This is a genomic window from Olsenella sp. An285 (genome assembly GCF_002159625.1).
Lineage (GTDB): Bacteria > Actinomycetota > Coriobacteriia > Coriobacteriales > Atopobiaceae > Thermophilibacter > Thermophilibacter avicola.
This window is the reverse complement of sequence record NZ_NFIZ01000028.1, coordinates 1-2,951: the sequence shown is the minus strand read 5'-3', so window position 1 is coordinate 2,951 and position 2,951 is coordinate 1. Positions and strand designations below refer to the sequence as shown.

Annotated in this window: 1 protein-coding gene; it reads right to left on the bottom strand. The window is 64.0% G+C overall.

Annotation, left to right across the window (positions count from 1 at the left end):
* Positions 1-346 precede the first annotated feature (346 nt).
* Positions 347-2,938 (bottom strand): S-layer homology domain-containing protein, encoded by a 2,592-nt coding sequence (locus B5F79_RS10725; RefSeq protein ID WP_087221469.1) that lies wholly within the window; start codon positions 2,936-2,938, stop codon positions 347-349.
* Between the last annotated feature and the right edge of the window lie 13 nt (positions 2,939-2,951).

The window sequence follows — 2,951 nt, the reverse complement described above, 5'->3', positions numbered from 1 at the left end:
CTCGGCTACCGGCGGCTGCCTGAACCACCCGCGAGAATCTCCTGCTGGTTCCAAACTTATCCCAAACGTCGACGCCCTCCCTCCCGTGCGAGCGGGAGGGAGGGCGTCGGCCCTCGCCACGGCCTTCTGTTGCACGACAGCTTGCATTTGTCGGATAGGCCCGCGGGGACGCGCTTGTTGGCAGTGCGCCCCCGCCGGCCTGCTGCCGAGTCGCATCGCCTGTCCTGACTATACCCGGTATCCTCAGCAAGGACGCCGGCCGACATCTCGTTGAATGCCGACCGGCGCCGCTGTGCTCATGAGGAACGAGCCTCAGCCATTCCGGCGGTGTCGCTCTATCTAGTGACTACTTGATGAAGTCGCTGGGGCTGAGCTTGCCCTCGGGCTGCAGGCGGACCGCCATCGTGGCGACCTCTGCGCGGGAGATGGCCTGGTTGCCCTTGAGGCCGGAGTCCTGGCCCATGACGTCCATGTCAACGCACCAGGCTACGTACTCGCGCGCCCACTCGGAGACGGTGGACTCGTCGTCGTACTCGGAGAGGACGGCGTCGACGTCGACGTCATACGTCTTGTCCTGGAGCTTCGAGTAGACGTAGAGCATCTTGGCGAGCTCCTCGCGGGTAACGTTGTCGTCGGGACGGAACGTGGTGGCGTTGTCGTCGCCGGAGATGATGTCGAGCCTGTGGGCCCAGGCGATGGCCTCCGCGTAGTAGAGGTTGCCGTCGACGTCGGAGAAGCCGGTCACGAAGCCGGTGGTCTCGTCGTAGGAGTCGCCGAACTCGTCGACCTCGGGCCTGCCGGCCATCTTCCAGAGCACCATGGCGACGTCGCCGCGCTTGATGCTGTCGGCCGGGCCGAAGAAGGTGCCGTCGTCGTAGCCGGTCATGTAGCCGAGGGTCTTGGCTGCGTAGACGGGCTCCGCGTACCAGTCGCCGGCGGCAACGTCGGCGAAGATGTTGGCAACCTTTACGAACACGTGCGGGGTGTTGAACGTGTTGTAGACGCAGAGGTCGTAGTTCTTCACGCCGTCAGCGAGGTAGATGGAGGCATAGTACTCGCCGCAGTCGACGATGGCGTCGGCGTCGGTGGTCTGCCCGCCCTCGGGGGTGAAGTAGAAGTGGCTCAGCTCGATGACGTCGTCGAGGCGGACGACCTCGTCGCCGTTCATGTAGTAGAAGTAGTAGTCGGCGGCCTTGCCGGTGTAGGGGATGAAGGACTGGTCGCTGAAGGTCTTGACCGCGTCGGAGCCGACGTAGACCTTCTCGAGCTTGATCGGGTCGACGTAGAACCAGAAGTCGAGGTCCTGGTCGGGGAACTCGAGCATGTAGTCGCCGCTGGAGACGACGACCTGGTAGAGGCCGGCGTCAGTGACGCTGTCAACGGCGGTCTTGAAGATTCGGTCGTCGAAGCCGTCGTAGCGGTACACGGTCACGTTGTAGTCGGTGCCGGCGGTCAGGGCCTCGCCCCTGTACTCGAGGACGGTGTCGATCCTGTCGAGGATGTTCTCGCCGGTGTAGGTGACGTGCTCGGGGGCCCAACCCCACTCGTCGCGGTCGTCAGTCACGGCGCCGTCGAGCTTGAAGTAGAGGTCGGCGTTGGCCTTGATGGCGTCCTTGCGGGTGCGGATGGTCATGGTGACGGCGTCGCTGCCGTAGTTGTACTCGTTGGAGGTGGCGTCGACGCGGACGGTCACCTTGTAGTCGCCCACGGTGGTGTTGACATCCTTGGCGGTGACCTGGTTACCGTTGGCATCGGTGTAGGTCACGGAGAGCTTGGCACCGGGGTACTTGACGATCAGGTCACCCCACCAAGTCCAAGCGAGCTGATCGACAGAGAAGTCATCGTCACCAAATGCGGTGTTCTTCAGGTCCTCGAGGAGGACGTAGTAGGGGTCGTTGCGGACGTTGCCCACCTTCTTACCCTTGAAGAGGAGATCATCGGCATTGACGACCTTGTCAACCACGCTGAAGGTGGCCTCGGTCGCGCCCGTCACGTTGCCCGACGCGGGATCTGCAGCCACACTCGCGGTGTAGGTGCCGAAGTTGAGCAGGGAGAGATCTCCCTCGTTGGAGGAACCCGCGAACTCGATGTCGAGGTCCTTCTCGTCGAGCGTCACGCCGTTGACGACGGCCTCCTGCGGCATGCCCTTCCCGACCTCGAACTTGGAGATGTCGGACATGGTCACGCTGGCCGTGGAGAGGTCGAGCGGGTTGATGGTGAAGGCGATCTCGACGCGGGAGTACTTGTACTCGCCCTTGCCCTCGAGGCGGGCAACGTAGTCGCCGGCATCGGTCGGGACACCGCGCACCGGGGTGGAGTCGGCGGCGTTGACGTAGGTGATGCGGAAGAAGTCGGTCGGCTTGTCGAGGACCTTGCCGTCCAGCATGAAGCCGATCTGCTGCTCCTCGCCGGTGTAGGTGAAGGTGGTGTCGGAGACGTCGCCCTCGGACTGGTCGAAGATGGTGAGGCTCTTGAGGGACTTGCTCACGATGCGAAAGTCGACGCGGAGCACGCCACCCTCGTAGCCGGAGCCCTGGGGAGCCTTGATGAGCATGTAGTACTTGCCGGCAGTCCAGTTGCGGATCTTGCCGGGATCCATCGGCACGTCACCATCGGCGTTGTAGTAGTTGACGTCCCAGTTGCTGACGTCGACGGGCTCGTCGGCGTTCTTCGGGGTGACCTGGAGAGGCATGGGGTAGAAGCAGTCGGAGCCGACCGTGAACTCGATGTCGGTCAGGTCGTCGATGCGGTAGCCCTGGTTGTCGTGCGCGTAGGTGAGGGCGCCGTCGCTGAACGCCTGGGCGGGGGACACCGCCTGGAGCTGCGCGCCCGCGTCGGTCGTGGCCGCCATGGCCACCATCGGGACCGCGCCCACGGAGAGCACGCCCACGAGGGCCGCGGTCACCGCGCGCGAGGCCTTGTTCCTGCAAGCTGTCATGTGTTGTCTCCTT

Excerpts from the sequence above, each read along its gene's own strand:
- B5F79_RS10725 (WP_087221469.1), bottom strand. The coding sequence starts at position 2,938 with ATGACAGCTTGCAGGAACAAGGCCTCGCGCGCGGTGACCGCGGCCCTC.